The sequence below is a fragment of the Streptomyces sp. NPDC051172 genome (genome assembly GCF_040682555.1).
GTDB lineage: Bacteria > Actinomycetota > Actinomycetes > Streptomycetales > Streptomycetaceae > Streptomyces.
Genome location: NZ_JBFBBE010000053.1, coordinates 15,948 through 33,320, shown reverse-complemented (window position 1 = coordinate 33,320; position 17,373 = coordinate 15,948). Strand labels below are relative to the sequence as shown.

The following is a 17,373-nucleotide window of genomic DNA, read 5'->3' as shown; positions in this document are numbered from 1 at the left end:
GCCGCTCACCGCCAGCCGAAGGAGTCGCTGACGATACGCCACGGGTCCACGTTGTCGGCGTTCACCGGACCGGACAGCGTGAGGTCTACCTCGTGACCCTGCTTGTAGAAGGCGTACCGCTCGAAGGCGTCCCGCACGACCTTGCCGGTGACCGGGTCCGGGGCGGAGTCGCCCTGGTAGGTCAGCAGTACGGCGCTGCCTGACTTCCGCTTGACGACGGTCACCTTCGGATTCGCGAACTTCGTTACCTGGCTGCGCAGTCGAGGCACGACGGTGTTGGTCACCGAACCGGTGGTGGGCGCTGCCGGGGCGGAGACAGCGGAGATCTGGACGCGATTGAGCTTGTCCGTGAAAACGGTCGTGGTGCCCTGCACGGTACGGGCCCAGCCCTCGGGCACCTTCACCGTGAAGCCGGTGAAGCCGGTGGACGGCTGGAAGGCGACGTACGCCTGGTTGTCGGGGATGTCGCCGGGAGGATTTGTCTCCGTGGGCGCCGCGTTCGGCGCGGACCCGGTCGATGACGTCGATGCCGAGGACGAACCGCCCCCGGCGCCCGATCCGGTGCCGGAACACCCGGCGGTCACCGCCGCTGCGAGCACCAGCCCGACCCCTACGACGGCGGACTTCCGTACACATGTCATGGCCACTGCCCTCCACCAAATGCCTGGGACCGGACGGTCACGCTCCAGACGCTAGGAGGGATGCGGTTAACGGACCGCGCGCCGACGGTTAGACGACGGCAAAAGCGCGTGACGGGTCCCGTACGACCTGGTGGGCGGCCCGCATGATGAGGGCATGAGACAGCGTGTGGTGCGGGTGGCCCTGACCGCGGTCCTGGTCGCCCTGGTCCTGCTCGCCGTGCCCCTGGCCCTTGCTATCAGGTCCTCCCTGTACGCCGGCCAGCGGGACGCGCTGGAACGGGCGGCCCTGGCCGCCGCCGTCCGGGTGAACCCGGACTACGCGGCCGGCGACCCTGCGGAGCTGCCCGCGGCCGCGTCCGGGCAGCGTCTGGGCCTGTACGATCCGCGGCTGCTGCTGCGCACCGGAACCGGGCCACGGACCGGCGACGACGCGGTCCGTCGGGCCCTGGACGGCAAGGTGTCCCGGTCCTCGTCGGGCGGTGAGCTGGTCGTTGCCGTGCCCGTCTCGCACGCCGAGCAGGTCATCGGCGTCGTCCGTGCCTCCTCCCCCCTGACGGACGTACGAGGCCGGGTGCTCGCCGGCTGGGCCGCCCTGGCGGGCGTGGCAGTGGTCGCGCTGACCGTCGCCGTTCTCGTCGCCCGCCGACAGGCGCGGGCGCTCGCCGCACCGCTGGAGGACCTCTCTCGGCACTGCCGGGCGGTGGCCGAGGGCGATCTGACCGCACGTGCCGCACCCGGTACCATCGCCGAGATCGACCAGGTCGCCCGCACCCACAACGACATGCTGCACAGCCTTACCGAACTCCTGCGTCACGAGCGGAACTTCAGCGCCAACGCCTCACACCAGCTGCGCACCCCGCTGACCGGGCTTCAGCTCACCCTGGAGTCCGGACTCGCCCAGGACGACGCCCGGCCTGCGCTGGAGGAGGCCCTGGAAGCCACCCGCAGGCTGCACGAGACCGTGGAGGAAGTGCTCCGGCTGTCGCACTCCGCCGGTCTGCCCCGGGCCACCGCGCCGGACAGGCCGGTGAGGGAGCTGCTGGCACGGACCGAGGAGCGGTGGCACGGACTGCTTGCCCGCGACGGCAGACGGCTTGAGCTCGCCGTCCAGGACGTGCCGGACGACGTACACGTCCCGGGCGGGCCCGTCGCCGAGATCCTCCAGGTGCTGCTGGACAACGCGCGTGTCCACGGACGTGGCACCGTGTCCGTCACCGTCCGAGACCTCGATGACGCCTTCGCCCTTGACGTCGCCGACGAGGGCACCGTGGACGACGATGGCGTGCGGCTGTTCGAGCGCGGCCACTCCGGCGGCGGGCCGGGCGCCGGTATCGGCCTCGCCCTCGCCCGCGACCTCGCCGTCTCCCTCGGCGGGCGCCTCTCGCTCGCGCGCGGCGCACCCACCACGTTCACGCTGCTGCTGCCCGTACGCCGGGGAGCGGACCTGCCATCAGGACGATGCCGGACAGGGCAGGCGCTGAGGACGCACCGTCCGCACGACCCGGTTCGCGGCCCTCTTCTACAGCGGCCCCGTACGCCAGCACCGGCAGCAGCAGATGCGGCTTGTCCGGCAGGGCCGTGGTGATCAGCACCGCGCTTGCGCTGAGCAGCGGCGTCAACGCACTCACGACGGCAGCGGCGGTGAGCGGGCCGACCAGGGTGGAGACGATCACGACGCCCACCATGGTCGGCTGGTCACCGTGACCCTTGCCGGTCCACACCCTCCCCCCGGCCGTCGCAGGCATCGCCGCGTTCAGGATCATCGCCGTGCTCAGCCCACCGCCGCCGTCCGTCTCGGGCGAGCGCCACAGCAGGAACACCACCACCGGGATGATCAGCAGTGGCGTCGAGACGTCCAGGGCCAGCCCCACCAGCAGGGCGGCGAGATGCGAGGCGGCGACGGCCCTCCCGAGCCGTCGCCGCAGCCCGATTCGCGCTCAGCCTGGACGCCGTGTGGAGCTTTGGGATCGCGTGCAGCCTCACCCGTCCGCTGGGCACCCCGATGGGTGATTACCTCTCGCAGCCGACCGGCGACGGGGCCTTGGCCTGGGCACCACGGTGACCAGCGTGCTGTTCCTCGCGGTCGTTTTCGGCCTGTTCATCTACCTGACGTCGACCCATTCGGACGTCACCGAGCCGGAACAGGCCACGCGACACGCAGCGTAATGAATCCGTCATGCATTCAGGATCCGTTCCTATCACCGCTGAGAGGGTCGGACACGACGCGGCTGCCGTGCGCAGTCGTCCCCCACTCCCCACAGGGCGCTCGCCGCCGGGCGAGCGCCCTGTGGCATGGACCGAACGGAGTGTCCGTACCTTGCAGAAGTCTCAAGTCCTCACCGATCTCGAGGTCGCCGAGGCCCGAAAAAACGTGGTGAAGAAGCTGCCGGAGGTCACCCTGACCTTCTGGATCATGAAGATCGCGGCGACCACCCTGGGCGAGACGGCGGGCGACCTGTTCGCACAGACCCTCAAGCTGGGCTACTTCCTCACCACCATCGCCCTGTTCCTGATCTTCGTGGTGACCCTGGCCGTCCAGCTCCGCTCCCGGCGTTACAACCCGTTCTTCTACTGGACCGTCATCCTGTCGACCAGCATGGCGGGCACGACGATGTCCGACTTCATGAACCGCGACGCCAGCGCCGAGTTCCTCTCGCACGGCGCCACATCGCTCGGCTGGGGCCCGCAGGGCCTGGGTCTCGGCTACCCCGAGGGCGCCGCAATCCTCATCTCGATCCTGATCGCCGTCTTCGGCGTGTGGAAGCTGACCGGAATGACATTCGTGATCCGCGAGATCGTCACCCTCCGCGGCGAGGCCCTGTTCTGGTCGGCGATCCTTGTCTCCAACACTCTCGGCACTTCGATGGGCGACTTCCTCTCCGACAGCTCCGGCCTCGGCTACGGGGGCGGCGCGGCCCTCGTGACCAGCGCACTGGTAGTACTAGCCGTGCTGATGCGGGTCTCCGCGGTGCCCAACGTGCTGCTGTTCTGGATCGCGTTCGTCCTTACCCGCCCGCTCGGCGCCACCGCCGGCGACTTCCTCACCAAGCCGGTCGCCAAGGGCGGCCTGAACCTCGGCACCGCGGGCTCGTCGGCCGTGCTGCTCGCGGTCCTGTTCGGGCTGATGGCGTACGCCCACGTACAGGAGCGCAAGAAGCGCGCCGCGCTTGCGGACACCGATGCCGAGCCGGATCGGGTCACCCGGCGGGCAGGCTGACTATGAACCGGGCGCCTGCGTGTGCCGTGAATCGTGGTGGGCCTCGCCGCCGGCGGAGCGGGCAAGACGTCGCGCCAGCGGCAGACCCAGCCCCGCTCCGCGGTGTCCGTCGTCCGGATCGGCCCTCCGTCCGGGCTTGAAGAGCTGTCCGGTGAACGACTCCGGCACGCCGGGGCCGTCGTCCGCGGCGTCGATGGGGACGCCGTCGGGGGTGCGCCGGGCCTCGACGATGACGTGCGAGTGGGCGTAGCGCAGGGCGTTGGCGAGCAGCGGGCTCACGATCCGTTCGAGCAGGGCGGCCTGGGCCCCGGCCTCCGAGCACTCGTCCCCGCCGTGGACCTCGGCCCCCACCCGGGCCGGGACGTCCAGTCCGGCCGCGAGCCGCCGCACGATCGGCAGGACCTCGGCCGTGCCGGGAGCCGTGGGCGTGCCCTCGCGGCCGTCGTTCAGAAAGGGTGTTGCCCATGGTGCGCATCGACTGGGCGGCACCGGCGATCACCGCCTGGGTGGCCCTGGTATCGGCGTCCGTGCGCGGGCGGGCCGCGGGCTCAGCGGGGGGTGTGCGCGCCGATGGGGGCGGCGGTCAGCAGTGGCTGCAGGATCCCGGTGCGCAGTCGGTTCACCAGCGGGACGGCGACGCGGCCGAGGATCTGGCTGGTCAGGTAGGCGACGGGCAGGGCGAGGAGGGCGGCGCCGAGCACGTCGTGGGGGTAGTGGGCGCCGACGTAGACGCGGGTGAAGCCCTCGAAGAGGGCGAAGGCGGCGGCGATCACCGCAAGGCGCCGGTCGAGCAGCCACAGTGCGGCCACGGTGGCGGCGGCGACGGTGCTGTGACCGCTGGGGAAGGCGTAGTCGCTGCGGGCGGGGCAGGCATCCACGAAGTAGTCGTGCGGCAGCGAGTAGCACGGCCGTACCTCCGCGACCACCTTCTTGATGATCTCAGCGACGGCGAAGGCGACCACTACGGCGAGGGGGGCGGCCAGGGCGAGGGCCATAGCGCGCGTGTCGCGGCGTCGGGCGTTCCACCAGCCAACCAGCATCAGCACCGCGAACACTCCGAGCCCGGCGTTGGTCCACACCTCCAGCGGAGTGTTCAGCCACCGGGTGTCCCGGGCGAGACCGGTGACGGCAGTGAACAGCGAGCCGTCCAGGCCGGAACCGTCGAAGGCGAGGCTGACGACGGAATGGGCTGTCATCGGGCGGTGTCTCCCTGTCATCTACGGCCGTGTGGACATTTGCGGCGCGCTCCGAGGGCATCGGAGGCGCACTGACCGGGGTGGGCGGCTTTCGGGGTGGCATGGCAGACTCGGCGGCACGTCGAACGTCTACACAGCCGTAAAACTTCTACGGGACTGTAGACGATGAACGGAAGGAAACCAATTCGTGAACACCGGCCCTGCCCCCGGCGGCCGGCGGCCGGGCGGCGCGCTGGAGGCCGAGGTCCTCGCCCTGCTGCAGTCCTCCGGCCAGGCACTGACCCCCGGTGAGATGCTCCGGAGTCTGGGTGACGACCTGGCGTACAGCACGGTGGTGACAGTGCTGTCGCGGATGTTCGACAAGGGGCTGCTGACCCGCACCAAACAGGGTCGCGCCTACGCCTACGCGCCGGTCACCGACGCCCCGGGGATGACCGCCCGCCGGATGCGGCAGGCACTGGAGTCCGACCCGGACCGCCAAGCGGTGCTCGCCCGGTTCGTCGAGAACCTGCCCGCCACGGACGAGCAGCTGCTGCGGCAGCTGCTCGGCGACCTGCCCGAGAAGTGGTGAGCCCGTCGTGGTGATGCATCTGCTCGCTTACCTGCCGCTGCTCTTCCCCGTCCCAGCGGCGCTCGCGGCCCGGCCGCTGGCCGAGCGCCTGGAGCCGAGGCTGGCGACCTGGCTGCTGGCTTGCGGCGCGCTGGCCCTGTCCGCACTGAGCTGCGCCGCCCTGGGTGTCCTGGCGGTGGCCGGTCTGGTGCGGCTGCCGCCGGCTGCGCTGTTGGGCGGCTGGTCGGCGCAGGCCGTGCGCGCGGGCGATCCCGTCTCCACCGGCGAGGCGGTCGTGGCCGGGCTGGTGCTGGCCGTCGCGGCGGCGGCCGGGTTGCGGATGCTGTGGTGCCGGGTGCGGGCGCTGGCCGCCGCGGCGCTGGAGGCCGCATGCCTGCCGGGCCCCGAGCGGCTGGTGGTCCTCGACGACGCTGCCCCCGACGCCTACGCGCTGCCCGGCCTGCCGGGCCGCATCGTGGTCTCCACCGGCATGCTCGATGCCCTGGACGAGCCGGACCGCGAGGCGATGCTCGCGCACGAACGGGCCCATCTGGCGTGCCATCACTACGCCTTCGTCGCCGCCGCCCACCTGGCCGCAGCCGTCAACCCGCTCCTGCGGCCAGCTGCAACCGCCGTCGCCTTCACGGTGGAACGCTGGGCTGACGAGTGCGCTGCGTCCGCCTGCGGGGATCGCCGCCAGGTGGCGCGCGCGGTCGGCAAGGCGGCCTTGGCCACCGCCCACGCCCCCTCCCGCAGGCGCATCCCAGGAGCGGTCATGGGGCTGTTGGGGCGGCGCCGCGATCCGCTCGCCTCCGCCGGGCCCGTCCCCCGTCGCGTCGCCGCCCTGCTCACCGAATCCCGCGCGAACTCTCGGCCGTTCAACGTCCCGCTGCTGCCGCTGGCTGCGACCGCCGCCGTGATCGGAGCCAGCGCCCTGTGCGCGTTCGCGGCCGCCCACGATCTGCATGTCCTGCTCGAACTCGCCGGATCCGGCTGACCTCCCGCCCGCTGAGAAACTCACCCCGAGATACCGGGGATCCCGTGGCACCCACACTGCTGCACTGGCGACCGGTGCGCTGGCCGGGAAGCCGCCAGTCAGTCGCCCCTACTCGCAAGTGCGGCTCGACGCCAATGCGCACTCAGCCTTTTGGTCTTGCATGGCGATGCTGTCTGCGCGCCCGGCAGCGGTCGCTACAGGAGATCGCGAGCGACGAGCTCCAAGGTCACCGCCCGGGGATCCGCCGAATACTTGCAGCTCCACCGCCACTTCTTCCCCCGCCACCTCCTGACCACCCGTCGAAAGGCAGCACGCGACGATCTGGACCTCACCTGTGTGTTCACGCTCAGATCTTGATCACAGCGACCTGTCCGCCGCAGAGTGCCGTCAGGTCCTCGGGACCGGAAGTGAGGATCATGACGGGGCCGGGGATGGTGGCGCTGAGCATGGCGTCGATGGCGCACCCGTGGCCGTGCAGGTCGGCGTCGGCGAGGGCGGCAGCGTGACGGGCGATGCTTGGTGACAGGTTCGACGACCAGGCGGGACAGTGTCCACTCCACGGCCGGCCGGTTGATCCGAGGGTAGACCACTTCGACTGGGGTGGCCGTGGTGGTGATCACGCGCCAGGTCGGCGGTGCGAGAGGGCGAGCTCGGGTCGTTGGTCTACTGGATACGGCTTCGGCGTAGTTGCGTGATGCCCGGTTCATGGCGGCCTGCCAGGTGTTCCAGGGCCCCCTCGGAGTGTCGGCCTTGGCTGCTCAGAGATCCGCCGTATCGAGGTCGCTACCCCCTCGCAGCTTGGCAACGCAGCACACAGGGGATGGATACGATGCCCGCACGGCTGATGGACAGGTACGAGGTGCGCGCCTCGCCGAGGCGGGAGCGCAGTGGTCGAGGTGCTGCCCCGTGAGGAGTACGAGGACACGCAGCTGCCAGGCGCGGTAGACGTGTGGCTGCGGGATGCGCGACGACTTCTCCATCTGTGGCAGCGTCGAGAGCTGTTCCTTGTCCGTGGCCCACTTCGCCGTGCTGATCGACCTCGTGGCCATGAGCCCGTCAGTTCGCGCCCTTCCGAGCCCTCGTGCCGCGGAAGACGGTGATGGTCCTCCAAGACCGGGCTTTTCCTGCTTGAGCGCCGTCTTGCGGGACCCCACCGTCCGGGTGCGGCTGCTGCTGGCCGTCGGCGGGCCGGAGGGATGGCTCACTGCCGGTGCTGCGGGTGCCACAGTGCCGGCTCCGACGTAGGCGGCGAAGTGGCAGGCGGTGGGGGAGCTGCTGCCGTCGCGAACGTCGCTGAGGATCCTGGCTCCGGTCCTGACGCCGGTCGCGAGTAGGGATGGCAGGACCGCGGCGAGAGGGGGGTTTCCGGCAGTTCCTCGATTCTGGTGGCCGCTGCCGCGGGTTCGGTGGTTGGTCGGCAAGCCGAACGGCAGTCCGCTCATTTCCAGGGGGTGCCGTCCGGCTTGCCGTGGGAAGGGGCCTATCCGGCCACGGAGACCGTGTAGGGCGACAGGGCGGGGGCGAGCTGTACTCCGGGGGCCAGGCCGAGGGCGACGAGAGCGTCGGGCAGACCGCGTCCGACGCGGGCCGCCTCCGGAGTTGCCGGCGCGGCCAGCTGGCGGCAGCTGGCCGCGATGATCTCGAACAGATGCCGCACCCGACCGGGGCCGCGGGGCAGCAACTGGCCGTGGAAGTCCTCGTGATGAGCGAGCACGAGCGCGGCGAGACCGGCGACGTGGGCCGAAGCCGTGCCGGTGCCGTCGAGAGCCGTGTATCCACCTTGCGCGGCGCACGACAGGACCGCCACGCCGGGGGCGACGGCATCCACTCCGGATCCATAGCAACTGAACGGTGCCGCGAACAGCCCTTCCGGACTCAATTGCGGCCCCGTGTGAGTGGCTTGGGAGGTGTCCTGCGGATAGGAACCGAAGACTCCCAGCGCGCCGACGGCGAACACGGTGGGCAGCGCGCCCGGGAAGGCGACCGGTCCGCCGGTGTCGCCTGCTGGGGCGACGCAGGCGATGCCCGCCGCGTTGGCATCGGCGAGTTTGCGGGAGACCAGCGCCGAGGGGTACGGGGACGCGACCGCGATGTGGGCGATGTCGACCTCGCGCTCGACGCAGTGGTCCAGGGCGGCGATCAGGTCGCTGAAGTGGCCGTCGGGCATGACCTGGCAGACCTCGATCTCGGCGTCGACGGCGATGCCGATGACGCCTTGGCCGGTGTCGGCCCCGGCGATGACGCCCGCCGCGTGGGTACCGCTGCCCACCGTGTCGTGTGCCCATCCCTCGTCCGTGCCGTGGACGATGTCGGCCCCGGAGCTCACGCGTTGCTTCAGATCGGGGTGCTCGGAGCTGACGCCCGAACCGATCACGCCGACCTTGATGCCGAAGGCGCGGAACGTGGGAGGCAGCCGGTCGAGCCGCATGGCCTGTTGGCCCCAGCCGTACTGCTGGCGCTGCTCCAGTTCCGGGTAGACCTTGGCGAGCGGGGTGAGGGTGACGAGGTTTTCCTGGGTCGGCGACAGGTCGGGGCGGGGGATCCAGCGGTCCGTGTAACCTCCCGCGGGCCGCACGTACAGGGACTGGATGGACTCGGCCGTCTCCGTCGCCAAGGTGATGGTGACCGTGCCGTCAGCTCCGGTGATGCCCTGGCCCGGCCAGGTCGCCCCGATCAGGAACACCCCGGCGCCGGCCAGCGGTTCCTCGTTGGGGCCGCAGACGCGCAGTGAGATCTCCACGGGTTGTTCCAGGGGCGTGAACAGCCCCGGATCGCGCAGCGCCAGCATGCTCGCGGTCTGCGGGGCGGCGGGTGCGGGTCCGCACAGCGGCAGGTCGGGTTCGACGTGCACGTGCAGCGACCGCATCGCCGGTAGCTGAGTGTCGGGCGCCTCGACGACCGCGATCTCCGGGCAGGAGGGGGGCAGCCCTGCCGACTGGAGCTTCTCCGACGGCCTGAGTCTGCGGGTCACCCTGACCTCGGGCATGCGCTCCAGCCGGTCACACACCGCGTCCATACTCAGTTCGGGCACTCCCGGTGGGAGCAGATGCTGCGGCAGCGGTGTCACCATGTACCGCTCCCGGCGCGGCTGCACCGCGATCGGTGACGGCGCTCCCTTCTTGCGTAGCGCCTCTTCCTTTCCCCCGGGCGCCGAGCCGCCGCCCCCCGCGCCCTCGGACCCGCTCTCGCTGTTGTTTCTGGGCCTTTCCTTGACCATTACGTCCACCTTCACCACGCCAACGTCGTCCCTGTGCTCCTGATCCCGTGCCGGGCGGCTCGTGCTCCCACGGTGATGCGGTGTGCCCAGGAACCAGTCTTGGGCACACCGCATCGCGAGCCGCCGGATGTCAGCCGATACCGAAGGGCTGACCACCCATCTGGCCGAAGCCGGACTGCTGGTACTGCGGGAACTGCTGGCCGGACGCGTGCGGACCGTACCCGCCGCCCCACGGCTGCTGACCCTGCTGGGGCTGGAAGCCCTGCTGGCCCTGGGCGCCCTGCGAGCTCTGCTGGAGCAGGGTCACGATCGCGTTCGGCAGCGCCTGCTGCACGGACTGCTCCACGGCGTGGCGGACGGCCCCGGCCAGCGAGCGGTGCAGCGTGAGGGCCAGGTACGGGTGTACCTGCTGGGCCAGGTCAGGCCGCTGCTGCAGCTGCTGCTGGATCTGCTGGATCTGCTGGAACGTCTGCTGCACCTGCTGCGCGACCTGCTGGGCCGTCTGCTGACACGCCTGCTGGATGGTCTGCTGGACCATCTGGGCGATCTGCTGGGGTCCGGCCAGCTGCTGACCGCCGAACTGCGTGCCGTACTGCTGGAGGGGTTGGGTACCGGTCATCACCGACATGAATGCTCCGTTCGATGCCAGGGGAAAGCCAACACATGGAATTATGTTGGTCTTATCTGAACAAATCCGACGTGTTGAAGCTAGGTTGACGACGCCGGGACCGCAATCGGAGGAGCCGCCCCCGGGAAGGAAGCCACCCGATCGGATCCGGCGACCGAGGGGCCGTGGGTGGCGTAGCGAGAAGGGCTGCTGAATGGCGGGCGGCGGCCCCTCGCGCGCTGCGCGGCATGCCGGCGCGCGCCGAGGCCCTCGGCGGGTACCTCGACGCAAGCACCCCCCGGTATCCGGCCTCCGGTGGTGGCGCACGCCCGTTGCCGGGTTGACGTCCATGGCCTGGCCGCCGCGCCTTCTCGGTGCCGCCGCGAGGCCGAACCGGTCGCCGCCGAAGGCCACCACCAGCCCTACGGCCGCCACCACCCGAACAAGGGAAGACCATGTCCTTGCAGATCACGGACCTGCACGCCGTCGAGATCCTCGACTCCCGCGCCCGCCCCACCCTCGCCGTCCTTCTCACCGCCGCCGACGGGACCCGCGTCCGCGCCGGCGTCCCCTCCGGGGTGTCCACCGGCACCCGGGAGGCCGTCGAACTCCGCGACGGCGACCAGACCCGCTACAACGGCCAGGGCATGCGCACGGCCGTCGGTCACGTCAACGGCGAGATCGCCCAGGCCCTGACCGGGCGCACCTTCGCCTCGGCCACACAGATCGACCGCGCCCTGCTCGAACTGGACGGCACCGACACGAAGTCGCGGCTCGGCGCCAACGCCGTCATCGGAGTCTCCCTGGCCGCCTTCCGTGCCGAAGCCGCCATCGCCGGACGGGAGCTGTGGCAGCACCTCGCCCGCGTCGCGGGCACCACCCCGCGCCTGCCGGTGCCGCACTTCAACGTCGTCAACGGCGGCGCCCATGCCGCGAACAACCTCGACTTCCAGGAGTTCATGCTGGCCCCGCTCGGCGCCCCGAGCCTGCCCGAGGCCATCCGCGCCGGCGCCGAGGTGTACTCCAGACTCAAGGCCCGCCTGGCAGCACAGGGCCAGCCCACCGGGCTGGGCGACGAGGGAGGTTTCGCCCCGGCCATCGACCGCCCCGAGGATGTCCTGCAGCTGATCGTCGACGCCAGACGCGCGTCCCGGTCCTGGAAGCCCAGGCCAGCGCCGCTTCCACTTCCCCCTTGCTAGCCGCCCGTTCATCCAGGGCGCGGCGCCCGGCCAGTACGGTCACCGTCGAAGATGACGGGGACGGAGGATCGGAGCGCGCGTGCCTTGCTCACCTCCCCGCCGGAGGCGACCTCGAAGCATGCCACGAGGCGGGAGCGCCCGCAGCACCGGTCCCCAGCGGGGCCGGATCGAAGGTGTCCACCTACAAGGGGGAAGCCCCGTATGCGCCTGAGGAAGCGTGCCATAGCGGCGCACCAGGCCGAGACCAGCACGACCTGTGCGCGTTCGGGCAGGCCGACCCAGCGCACCCCCGTGAGCGCCATGGCGATCTCCAGGGCTCCGAGTGCGGCGGTGGCGACGCCTGCGCGGAGACTCCACCGGGCCGGGCGGCGGTGGCCGGTGCGCTGAAGGACCTTGCTCAACAGGAGCATGGCGAGTATCGCGCCGGTGAACTCCGCCAGACTCGACAGGGTGTGGATCTGGCCGAGCTGCTGGTCCAGGTCGGCGCTGTCGGTCGCGCGGCAGACCGGGTCGACGGACGGCGCGCAGGGCATGGGCCACAGACCATCGCCGATCGAGGCCACCGCGGTGACGGCCAGAGCCACGCATCCACACGCGCGCCCGCGCGTGGCGGGCAGCCGCCGGGCGAGGGCCATGGCCAAGGCCAGCAGGCAGCAGCCTGCGGTGACATCGCCCGCGCGGAACAGGAACGCGTACGGCCTGTCGGCGACGGACAGTTCGCTGACATAGGAGCGCAGCGGGCTGAGGCCCGTGTGGAGGAAGGCTTCCAGCACGAACGAGCTGTAGGCGAGCGCGCCGATCATCCCGAGGACGGCGCCGGGCCGAAGGCGTAGGTCCTGATGTGAGGTCCTGTTGTGGTTCCCATGGCTCACCCACCCAAGTCCTGGGGTGGGGGTGCGAGCGAGGGCACGGACACCGGGAGGTGGCCGGCGAGCCAGTCGAACGCGGCTGGGCATGCCTTCGACCACACGGTGAAGTTGTGTCCGCCCGCCGGGGACTCACCTGTGGTGATGGGAACGCGGCCCCGGGCAGCGGCCTTCAGATGCTCGATGGCGCGCTGTGCCTCGGGGTCGGCCCGTCCCGCCACGACGTACAGGGGCACGCCGATGTGCCGGTGTGCGGCCTGCCATTGCGGGTTGTTCCACTGCCGCACGCCGCGCCTGCCCCGGTACAGGTCCCCGGTGGAGGCGTCGGTGACCGGGGTGAAGTAGCCGGACAGAGCAGCGGCGGCCGCGTAGCGTGACGGATGGTGGAAGGCGACGTTGACGGCACAGAAGCCGCCGGTGGAGTACCCCATCGCCGCCCAGCTCCGGGGCGCTGCCGAGACCCGGTAGCGGGCCGCCAGCTGCGCCGGTACGTCCACCGCCAGATAGGTCTCGTTGCGTCGGCCGCCCACCGCGTCCACGCACTCGCCGTCGTGCCCCGGATCGCTGTCCGTCGGGACGACGACGATCACCGGCGGTATGCAGCGCGCGGCGATCTCCCGGTCCAGCACGGCGGTCAGGTCCAGGTGGCGCTGCCAGGCACCGGGCCCGCCCGGGTAACCGTGGAACAGCTCGATCACCGGAAAGCGGCTGCGGGCAGCAGCCGGCGACACGTATACGGCCGGGAGGTAGACCAACGCGTCGCGCGAGATGCCGGAGACGGCACCGGCCAGCCGAACGTGCTCGACCCGTCCGTGCGCCGACACGGCGGGCGGCCTGTCGATGCCGCCGGAGCAGGGCGTCACGGTGACGGGCGGCAGCCGGCCGAGGAGGTCGTCGAACGAGGCGTAGAAACCGAACTCGCGGTTGACGACATCCGCCGTCAGGACAGCCCCCGCCACCATCAGCAGCAACAGGCACCCCAGTCGCAGCACCAGCGCCCAGCCCTTCGGCCAGCGGTTCCACATCATCATCGTCACGGTGATCAACGCGACCGAGAACGCGCACAGCAGACCCAGGAACGGCCAGCCGGTCAGCGCCATCACCCCGGCGACGCGGAACGGCCCGGCCCTGGTCACGGGTCCGTCGCGGCCGTGTGCCGGACCGCGTTCAGCCCTGGCGTGCCAGGAGGGCGCGCCCGTCCCGCGGCCGTGGTGGCCGGGTACCGATCGGCAGGGTCGACTACGCCGGGCCGGGGCTCATTGGCCGGCAGGCCAAAGTGGCACACCCCAGCGGCGCGCGCTGGGTCCAGGAACAGCTGGTTCCTCACGGCACCCCCTTTCAGACCGCAGAGCCTCACCGGTGGAGCCCATGCGTTCGTGGGCGCAAGCGGACGGCTGGGCGATCGCTGACGGCCGGGGTCGTACCGGCGTGGACCGCTCGGACCGCCGCCACCTGTATCGATACTCCAGTGTGCCTCGGGCAGGGGCAGCGGGCGCGCGGTCATCCTCCAGCGTGCGGAGTGACTCCTTCACGGGGGCACCGGCCTGTCTGTGCAGGTCAGCGACGCAGTAGGTGACCGTCGAACCCGCCGTCGGCCAACCGCTCGAAGGACGCGCCCACGTCCTCGGGGACGTCCTGCGGGACGGTGAAGCCCTGCTCCGGGTTGTACTCGCTTGGTCAGCTCCGACCGGGCGCGGATCACCGGGTCCGCTGTGTCGAGCCCCTGGAACATCTCCTCCACGATCCTCCAGGGTCTGCTTCCGCTTCGCGGCCGACACTCGCGCCAGCCTGTTCATGAGTGTCACCCCCTTGCGGTTGCGGTCGAGCCGGATCTCGCCACGGTCGACAACACCGCCCTGGTCACCCGAACTGCCCTTACATCAGCGGAAGATGCCCGTGTGCCCCAGCGAGTAGCGGCCCGGCTGCGGATAGACCGCGAGGCCGTGCGGGCCGCGGCCCACCCTGATGCGGGCGAGCTGTTCGCCGGTGGCGGTGTCGATGGCGTAGACCTCGGAGTCGTAGCGGCCGGACAGCCACAGGACCTTGCCGTCCGCGGAGACGCCGCCCATGTCGGGGCTGCCGCCGTTCGGCAGCCGCCACTTCTTGGCCAGCCGGTCCTCTGCGAAGTCGAACACGGAGATGGTGCCCTCGCCCCGGTTGGAGATGTACATCTCGCGGGAGTCACGGCTGATGTAAAGACCGTGCGCGCCCTTTCCGGTGGGCAGGAGGGACGGCATGGCGAAGGTGTCGCCGTCCAGGACCCACAGGCCGTCGGCCATCATGTCGGCGATGTAGAACTTCTTGCCGTCCGGGGAGATCTTCACGTCCTGCGGCATGGCACCCTGGAAGGGCAGCTTCTGCTGCCCGATCACCTCCATCTTCTCGGTGTCGACCTTCAGCAGCTCGCCGCTGAACTCGCACGAGACGATGAAGTAGCGGCCGTCCATGGAGAAGTCGGCATGGTTGACGCCGTGGCAGCTGACCGGGACGGCCTTCGCCACCTTCATGGTGTGCGCGTCGCGGAAGACCAGCTGGCGGTCGTCGGAGGCCATCACGACCGCGTACTTGCCATTCGGCGTGAAGTAGAGGTTGTACGGGTCATGCACGGCGACCGGCTTGCCCGCCTCGCCGGTCCTCGGGTCGATGGGGGTGAGGGAGTTGCCCAGGTCGTTGTTGACCCACAGCGTCTTCAGGTCCCAGGACGGCACGACGTGCTGCGGCTGGCGGCCGACCGGGATCGTCTCGATGACCTTGTACGTCGTCGGGTCGATGACGGAGACGGTGTCGGAGTTGGTGTTGGGGACGTAGACCCGGGACGGGAAACCCCTGACCACTGGGGAGAGCTGGTTCGGGTGGTCGGCCGCGTAGAGGTCGTTCGGGTCCAGCACGGGCGGCATGCCCGCCAGGCCCTGGCTCTTCTGCTGCTGGGCGGGGTTGACGGGGGCCTTGGAGCCGAGGGCTTCATCCTTGTGAGGGGTTCCGCTGCTGCAGCCGGCGAGCGAAACAAGGGCAGCACCCGCGATCAGTACACGGGCGATGGTCGTGGGATGCATCAACTCAGCAGCTCCCTGGTGGTCACCGCACGCAAACCGCGTCGGTCGAGTTGGTGGTCGGGCAGGGCGGCAGCCGTTTCCGACCGGCCGCTTCCACGACCGGGTGCTGCGCACGGGAGTGGGAGCGGCCGGAGATCGAGGACGAGTTCCAGGCGGTCCTCGATCTCCCGCTGCGGGCCACGGACCCGGACTGCGGGTCCCGGCCTCGGTCAGGACACCTTGACGGTCACCGTGGGGGAGTGCGTCTTGCCGGACGTCGACACCCGGAGGTGCTGCATGCCCTTGGTGCTGAGCTTGCCGGTCAGTGTGTAGGTGTGGGCCTTCGTCACCTTGGTGCTCGAGCTCAGCGTGGTCCATTTGCCGTTGCGCAGGTGCTGCAGGACCAGCTTCGTGCCGGACTTCAGCCCGTTCGTCTGACCGGTGAATGTGACGCTCTGCCCGGCCTTGACGGACGTGTGGTTGGCCTTGACCGTGATCGATGCCTTGGTCATCGGCGTCTTGCTGTGTGTGGCGCTCGGCGTCGGCATCGGCGCGTTGCCAGCGGCGAAGGCTCCGGCCGATCCCGCCGATACCAGCGCGGCGGACAGGGCGCCTGCGGCGAGCGCACGGGCACAGCGGCTGCGGAGAGTGACATGCATGGTGGTCTCCGTTGGTCGACGGATTCCCCCCGCGACGCGTACGCCCCACAAGGCTGATCGCGCCCCTCCAGGTTTGCCCAGGATCGTCCCTGCGGCCACTCGGGAGAGGTCGGAGATGGTGCGGAAGAGTGCGTGTTTGACGCGAAGGCGCAGCTCACCCGGACGCGACCTCGTTTACTCTTGTGCCTTCTTGTCGCCGCCCGATCGTGCTCCGCCTGCGCGGTCCCCCGCCAGAACGAGGGGGGCCGTTGTGCCTGTGCCTGCCGCCCCAGCCGTAGCGGCCGGGGACATTCCCGGGGCGTCGAACATCCCTGTGCCACGGTGGGCCCGTGTCGCCGTTCCTTGAACCGTGACCCCCTATCGGTCGATGAAAAGTGACCCAGCGGCGGAGCGTGCGGAACAGCCGGCCCCGCCCCCACCGTGACGGTCAGAGCGCGGCATGGCCATGGGCTGTCCTCACATGCTGTTCACATGCGGGGGCTTCTACGGTGGTGGTGTGCGGGTGCTGGTGGTCGAGGACGAGGTCCGCACGGCGGCGCTGCTGCAGCGCGGGCTGTGTGAGGAGGGGTATGCCGTCGATGTCGCCGGGGATGGTCCGGAGGCGGTGTGGCGGGCGGAGGAGAGCCCCTATGACGTGATCGTGCTGGATGTGATGCTGCCGGGTTTCGACGGGTTCGAGGTGTGCCGCAGGCTGCGGGCCGGGGGATGCTGGTCGCCGGTGCTGTTGCTGACGGCCCGGGACGCGGTCACCGACCGGGTGCGGGGGCTGGACTCGGGTGCGGACGACTACCTGACCAAGCCGTTCAGCTTCGCCGAGCTGTTCGCGCGGCTGCGGGCGCTGGTACGACGCGGGGCCGGGGTGCGGCCCGCGCTGCTCGCCGTGGGTGATCTGCGGCTGGACCCGTCGAGTCGGCGGGTGTGGCGTGGGCAGTCGGAGCTTCAGCTGTCGCCCAGGGAGTTCGCGCTGCTGGAGCTGTTCCTGCGGTATCCCGGCGATGTACTGACCCGCACCCGGATCCTGGAGCACGTGTGGGACTTCGCCTACGACGGGGTGTCCAACGTCGTCGACCAGTACGTGGCCTACCTGCGCCGCAAGATCGACGAGCCCGGCGGAGAATCCCATCTGGAGACCGTGCGCGGAGCCGGATACCGACTGCGGATGTCGGCTCCCGCGAAGGGCGGATGAGCCGTC

Annotated in this window: 15 protein-coding genes and 4 pseudogenes; 8 read left to right on the top strand and 11 right to left on the bottom strand. The window is 70.6% G+C overall.

Annotation, left to right across the window (positions count from 1 at the left end; translation table 11 throughout):
• Positions 1-5: 5 nt before the first annotated feature.
• The gene (locus tag AB0N07_RS28505) at positions 6-641 is read right to left on the bottom strand and encodes a hypothetical protein (RefSeq protein ID WP_365839808.1); all 636 of its coding nucleotides are present in this window, start codon (positions 639-641) and stop codon (positions 6-8) included.
• A gap of 154 nt (positions 642-795) precedes the next feature.
• On the opposite strand from AB0N07_RS28505, the gene AB0N07_RS28500 reads away from it, so the two are divergent.
• Both AB0N07_RS28500 and AB0N07_RS28495 read left to right on the top strand, forming a co-directional pair.
• Positions 796-2,226 (top strand): HAMP domain-containing sensor histidine kinase, encoded by a 1,431-nt coding sequence (locus AB0N07_RS28500; RefSeq protein ID WP_365839806.1) that lies wholly within the window; start codon positions 796-798, stop codon positions 2,224-2,226.
• Complete coding sequence (locus AB0N07_RS28495; protein ID WP_365839864.1) at positions 2,220-2,345, top strand: hypothetical protein; 126 nt, start codon at positions 2,220-2,222, stop codon at positions 2,343-2,345. The genes AB0N07_RS28500 and AB0N07_RS28495 overlap by 7 nt, the downstream gene beginning before the upstream one ends.
• Here the strand turns inward: AB0N07_RS28495 and AB0N07_RS28490 are convergent.
• Positions 2,306-2,461, bottom strand: a pseudogene (locus tag AB0N07_RS28490) (sodium-dependent transporter); the annotation flags it as partial. The gene AB0N07_RS28495 and the pseudogene AB0N07_RS28490 overlap by 40 nt on opposite strands.
• 92 nt (positions 2,462-2,553) lie before the next feature.
• Between AB0N07_RS28490 and AB0N07_RS28485 the strand changes: the two are divergent.
• A pseudogene (locus tag AB0N07_RS28485) lies at positions 2,554-2,807 on the top strand (hypothetical protein); the annotation flags it as partial.
• Between the two features lie 151 nt (positions 2,808-2,958).
• The gene (locus tag AB0N07_RS28480; protein ID WP_365839804.1) at positions 2,959-3,858 is read left to right on the top strand and encodes a hypothetical protein; all 900 of its coding nucleotides are present in this window, start codon (positions 2,959-2,961) and stop codon (positions 3,856-3,858) included.
• On the opposite strand, the gene AB0N07_RS28475 is transcribed toward AB0N07_RS28480, so the two are convergent.
• Together AB0N07_RS28475 and AB0N07_RS28470 are read right to left on the bottom strand one after the other, a co-directional pair.
• Positions 3,859-4,347, bottom strand: a complete 489-nt coding sequence (locus AB0N07_RS28475; protein WP_365839802.1) for a sensor histidine kinase — start codon at positions 4,345-4,347, stop codon at positions 3,859-3,861.
• Between the two features lie 59 nt (positions 4,348-4,406).
• Positions 4,407-5,054, bottom strand: coding sequence for a phosphatase PAP2 family protein (locus AB0N07_RS28470; protein ID WP_365839800.1), 648 nt, complete (start codon positions 5,052-5,054; stop codon positions 4,407-4,409).
• Positions 5,055-5,241: 187 nt separating this feature from the next.
• Here AB0N07_RS28470 and AB0N07_RS28465 point away from each other — a divergent pair, with 187 nt between their 5' ends.
• The gene (locus tag AB0N07_RS28465) at positions 5,242-5,625 is read left to right on the top strand and encodes a BlaI/MecI/CopY family transcriptional regulator (protein ID WP_365839798.1); all 384 of its coding nucleotides are present in this window, start codon (positions 5,242-5,244) and stop codon (positions 5,623-5,625) included.
• A gap of 13 nt (positions 5,626-5,638) precedes the next feature.
• Complete coding sequence (locus tag AB0N07_RS28460) at positions 5,639-6,601, top strand: M56 family metallopeptidase (RefSeq protein WP_365839796.1); 963 nt, start codon at positions 5,639-5,641, stop codon at positions 6,599-6,601.
• 346 nt (positions 6,602-6,947) lie between these two features.
• On the opposite strand, the pseudogene AB0N07_RS28455 reads toward AB0N07_RS28460, so the two are convergent.
• The 3 genes and pseudogenes from AB0N07_RS28455 to AB0N07_RS28445 form a co-directional block, all read right to left on the bottom strand.
• Positions 6,948-7,221, bottom strand: a pseudogene (locus tag AB0N07_RS28455) (DNA-binding protein).
• Positions 7,222-8,081: 860 nt separating this feature from the next.
• Complete coding sequence (locus AB0N07_RS28450) at positions 8,082-9,818, bottom strand: S8 family serine peptidase (protein ID WP_365839794.1); 1,737 nt, start codon at positions 9,816-9,818, stop codon at positions 8,082-8,084.
• Positions 9,819-9,948: 130 nt separating this feature from the next.
• Positions 9,949-10,446: a hypothetical protein gene (locus tag AB0N07_RS28445; RefSeq protein ID WP_365839792.1), complete on the bottom strand. Its 498-nt coding sequence runs from the start codon at positions 10,444-10,446 to the stop codon at positions 9,949-9,951.
• Between the two features lie 434 nt (positions 10,447-10,880).
• On the opposite strand from AB0N07_RS28445, the pseudogene AB0N07_RS28440 reads away from it, so the two are divergent.
• A pseudogene (locus tag AB0N07_RS28440) lies at positions 10,881-11,564 on the top strand (phosphopyruvate hydratase); the annotation flags it as partial.
• Positions 11,565-11,632: 68 nt separating this feature from the next.
• Here the strand turns inward: AB0N07_RS28440 and AB0N07_RS28435 are convergent.
• The 4 genes from AB0N07_RS28435 to AB0N07_RS28420 all read right to left on the bottom strand — a co-directional run bounded on the left by AB0N07_RS28435 (position 11,633) and on the right by AB0N07_RS28420 (position 16,181).
• The gene (locus tag AB0N07_RS28435) at positions 11,633-12,427 is read right to left on the bottom strand and encodes a DUF998 domain-containing protein (protein ID WP_365839790.1); all 795 of its coding nucleotides are present in this window, start codon (positions 12,425-12,427) and stop codon (positions 11,633-11,635) included.
• A gap of 65 nt (positions 12,428-12,492) precedes the next feature.
• Entirely contained in the window at positions 12,493-13,626 is a 1,134-nt protein-coding gene (locus AB0N07_RS28430) for an alpha/beta hydrolase-fold protein (protein WP_365839788.1), read from the bottom strand.
• Between the two features lie 744 nt (positions 13,627-14,370).
• On the bottom strand, positions 14,371-15,543 hold the full coding sequence (locus AB0N07_RS28425; protein ID WP_365839786.1) for a hypothetical protein: 1,173 nt from the start codon (positions 15,541-15,543) through the stop codon (positions 14,371-14,373).
• Between the two features lie 209 nt (positions 15,544-15,752).
• On the bottom strand, positions 15,753-16,181 hold the full coding sequence (locus AB0N07_RS28420; RefSeq protein ID WP_365839784.1) for a hypothetical protein: 429 nt from the start codon (positions 16,179-16,181) through the stop codon (positions 15,753-15,755).
• 496 nt (positions 16,182-16,677) lie between these two features.
• Between AB0N07_RS28420 and AB0N07_RS28415 the strand changes: the two genes are divergently transcribed.
• The gene (locus AB0N07_RS28415) at positions 16,678-17,367 is read left to right on the top strand and encodes a response regulator transcription factor (RefSeq protein WP_365839858.1); all 690 of its coding nucleotides are present in this window, start codon (positions 16,678-16,680) and stop codon (positions 17,365-17,367) included.
• Positions 17,368-17,373 lie beyond the last annotated feature (6 nt).